The following is a 3,691-nucleotide window of genomic DNA, read 5'->3' on the forward strand; positions in this document are numbered from 1 at the left end:
CGCCCGGCCACGAGGCGGCCGCCCGGCTGGGCCTGGCCGAGGGCGCGCGGCTGCGGGTCACGCCCGTTGATCCCCCAGCAGAACAGGGAGTGCGCTGATGAGCTTCGTGCGTGAGTTCGAGGCGGCCGATGCCGCCGTGCTGGCCGGCTGGGTCAATCAGGCCGGCGTGGCGGTGGAGCCGGCCCTGGCGGCCGGCGAGTGCTGGCTGATCGCCGCCGATGCGGTGGGCCGGCCGCAGGCCTGTCTGCGCCTGCGCGAACGGCTGGGCCTGAGCCTGCCGCGCTACAGCTACCACGTCGGCCGGGCCGTCCATGCGGCGGCCGAGCTGGGCCTGTTCCAGAGCCAGGCGACGCTGCTGCTGGGCAATGACCACACCGGCGACAGCGAGCTGGCCGATCTGGCCCATGCCCCCGATTGCACCGAGCCGGTCGCGGCCCTGCAGGCCCTGATCGTGGCCGCGCTGGCGCGCATCGCGGCGCAGCGCGCGCGCTACGGCGAGCGCCTGGTGGTCGAGCTGGCCGGCCCGCGCGATGCCGAGGGCCGCTCGCCGTTCTGGCAGGGGCTGGGGCGCTTTTTCTATGCCGGCGATCCGGCGGCGGCGCGCCAGCGCTGGGGCGAGTCTTGGACCAGTCATCTGGCGGCTCTGCTGCCGCGCCAGACCCTGTACCTGCCTTTCCTCGACGAGGCCGCACAGGCGGCTCTGGGTCGCGTCGGCGCCGCCGGCCGCCACGCCGCCGCCGCGCTCGCAGGCTCAGGTTTTGCCTATGGCCGCCATGTGCGCATCGATGATGGCGGGCCGATCTGGGAGCTGAACCTGGGCTGAATCGCGGCGGCTCGGCGCCTCAGCGCGGTGGCCACCAGATCTCGATCACGCCCGGCGTCGGCCGCAGGCCCTCGGGCAGCCGCGCCAGCTGCCAGCCGGTCTGCTGCACGCTGGCGGCGCAGGCCAGGCTGGCCGCGTCGTGATAGATCACGGTGACCTGTCCATAGGGCCTGGGCGGCACCCGGCCGCGCCGCTGTGCGCTGGCCAGCACATCCTCGGTGGCCGGGACCTTGGCGCCCAGCGCGCGCAACTGCACGACGAGGCTGCGCACCTCGGGCAGGCGCTCGGGCCCGTAGACCTGGGTGTAGATGGTCTTGCCGGCGCACAGGCCGGGCCCTGCGGCGCTCGCGCTGTCCGTCGCCGCCATCGCCGCCAGCGGCGGACAGCTCGGGGCCGGCGGGCTCAGGTCCAGCCCCCAGTAGCGCGGCTGGGCCTCGTTGTCGCGGCGCAGCCGGCCCAGGTCGAGGCAGCGCTTGGTCGGCAGGTCCAGAAACATCGCGCAGACCGGCAGGCGCTCGCGCCGCGTGCTGCACAGCTGCTCGGTGTGCTGCAGCACGCATTGGGCCAGCGGCGAGCGCTGGAACCAGCCGGCCTCGCCGCTGGGGCACAGGGTCTCGGCGACGCGCAGCACCGAGGCTGCCAGCGCGGCCACTTCCTTGTCGCTGGCCAGGTCGAGCCGGCCGTACTGCTCGGAGATTTCCTTGTAGGCGGCGCGGTCGGCGCGGGCGATCTCGGCGCTGTCGTCGCGCCAGCCCTCCAGCGCCTGCCATAGCGAGACGCCTATCGTCGTCGCCGCGCTCAGACCCACCGTGGTCGCCACCGCCGGGCCGGCGATGCGCGAGGGCAGGCGGCTGAGCATGCCGGGCTTGGCTTCCGTGTTCCCCTTGGCCGCCGCCTTGCCCGACTCTCGATCCACCGGCACGCTGCCGCTGCGGCCCACCGGCATGCCGTCGTCGGGCACGAACAGGCGCGTGGCCAGCTGCGGCAGGCGCTCCAGCATGCTGTCGCCCAGATGGCGGCCGAGCTGGTCGCCCAGCGTGAAATAGCTCTCCCATTGGGCTTCGTCGAAGAACTGGTCGGTGGTCGACTGCTGCGGGAAGCCCGGGTTTTCGCGCTTGAAATTGATCAGATCGACCGGCAGGCCGGGGCAGATATTCGGTTTGACCACCACCATCAGCCCCTTGGCGCCGCTGCGCCGGTAGCTGATGCTGGCCAGCGCGATGCACGCCACGCTCTGCGCCGAGGCCAGATCGCTGAGCGAACCGAAGCACTCGGGCACGGCCTCGCCGCCGCTGCCAGTGTTGGCCGCCGGGCGCAGGAACTTGATGTCGGTCTGCAGATCGATGCGGGCCTTGCGCACCAGGTTCTCCAGATCGGCGAAGCCGTAGCGCGGATCGGCGCCGCAATCGGCCACCACGATCAGCTCGGCCTCCTCGACCAGCAGCGCGTAGGCGCCGGTGTTCTCGTAGTGGCCGCCATCGCTCAAGTACCAGTGGCGCTGGCGGTCCGGGTCGAACTGGCCGCACAGCTCGGCCAGCACCATGGCCGACTTGCCGCCACGCAGCCGGCGGCGCTGGCTGCGCTGGCCCTGCGAGTCCTTCAGCCCGCGGCTGTCCCACCAATGGCCCAGGCGCAGGCCCGAGCTCATCGCCAGCACCGCGATGCCCATGCGCGTCATGCCACCCAGGCCCGGCGCGAAGGCCGCCCCCGAGATCGAGACCCAGGAGCCCAGCGACATGGCCCGCAGCGGCCCGATGCGGCGCCAGGGCCGCAGGCCGACACGGGCCAGGCCCAATGGTCCGACCGACAGCGGCAGGCCACGCCGGTCCTGGTTGAACAGGCCGCCGCGCGGGTCCTGGGTCTGGTTGATGCAGACATTCAGCAGATGCACCGGGCCGCCGTGCCGATGGGGCGCATAGCGACGCATCGCCAGATCGTCGTCGGGGTCCACCACATCGATGGCCTCGACGCGCAGACCGCCATCGGGCTCATCGGGAATCACCGCCAGCGGGCAGCGCCGCGCCTGCTCGCTGCTGAGGCCGCCGGCCTGCGCGAAGCGCTTGCCATTGGCCGCGCCCAGATAGCTGCGCACCAGCCGGGCGCGGTAGAACATATGCAGCGAGGAACGATTCAGGAACTCGATATTCCAGGCACTCAGGGCGATATAGGCCAGGCACAGCAGGGCCAGGCCGCCGGCCCACAGCGGCGCGTGTGCGCCAATCATGCCGTCGGGCTGCGGCACGAAGACCAGGGCATAGGCCAGCGAGACCCACCAGATCGTCAGCGACAGCAGCAGCAGCAGGCCGGCCAGATGACCGAGCACCGCCAGCGACAGGCCCAGTGCCGGCGTCATCGTCGAGCTGCTGGGCACCAGGCGCGGCAGCAGCAGGCGCAGCAGGCCGGACAGGCCCACCAGCGCGGCGCCATACCAGCCCTGGCTGCTGCCCTCGAAGACCAGATACCAGGCCAGGCGGTCGATCAGACCCAGCAGCGCCAGCAACAGGCCGATCTGGCCGACCAGGGCCAGCTGGGCGGTCAGGCTGTGGCGGGCCCGCTCCATCACGACGCGCAGCGAGAAGGGCTCGCCGGCCCGGGCGGCGGCCTGCTTGAGCCGATGCCGGGTCCAGGCGGCATAGGGGCNTCTGGCCGACCAGGGCCAGCTGGGCGGTCAGGCTGTGGCGGGCCCGCTCCATCACGACGCGCAGCGAGAAGGGCTCGCCGGCCCGGGCGGCGGCCTGCTTGAGCCGATGCCGGGTCCAGGCGGCATAGGGGCCGGCCAGCACCCAGGCCAGCGCGCCACACAGACTCAGCAGCCAGGCCCACCACAGCGCGGCCGGCCAGTCGCTGGCCGCGCCCTGCGGCCGCAGC

General features: G+C 72.8%; 2 protein-coding genes. One reads left to right on the forward strand and one right to left on the reverse strand.

Annotation, left to right across the window (positions count from 1 at the left end):
- The first annotated feature begins 97 nt into the window (after nt 1-97).
- Nucleotides 98-823, forward strand: a complete 726-nt coding sequence (locus tag PO768_RS08545) for an arginine N-succinyltransferase (protein WP_272645716.1) — start codon at nt 98-100, stop codon at nt 821-823.
- A gap of 19 nt (nt 824-842) precedes the next feature.
- Here PO768_RS08545 and PO768_RS08550 read toward each other — a convergent pair whose 3' ends face one another.
- Nucleotides 843-3,386: a hypothetical protein gene (locus tag PO768_RS08550; protein ID WP_272645717.1), complete on the reverse strand. Its 2,544-nt coding sequence runs from the start codon at nt 3,384-3,386 to the stop codon at nt 843-845.
- Nucleotides 3,387-3,691: the final 305 nt, after the last annotated feature.

Origin of the sequence: Paucibacter sp. XJ19-41 (assembly GCF_028462495.1) — a bacterium.
Lineage (GTDB): Bacteria > Pseudomonadota > Gammaproteobacteria > Burkholderiales > Burkholderiaceae_C > Roseateles_E.

Bases quoted from the DNA above. Each gene is read 5' to 3' on its own strand.
- PO768_RS08545 (WP_272645716.1), top strand. From the start codon at position 98: ATGAGCTTCGTGCGTGAGTTCGAGGCGGCCGATGCCGCCGTGCTGGCC.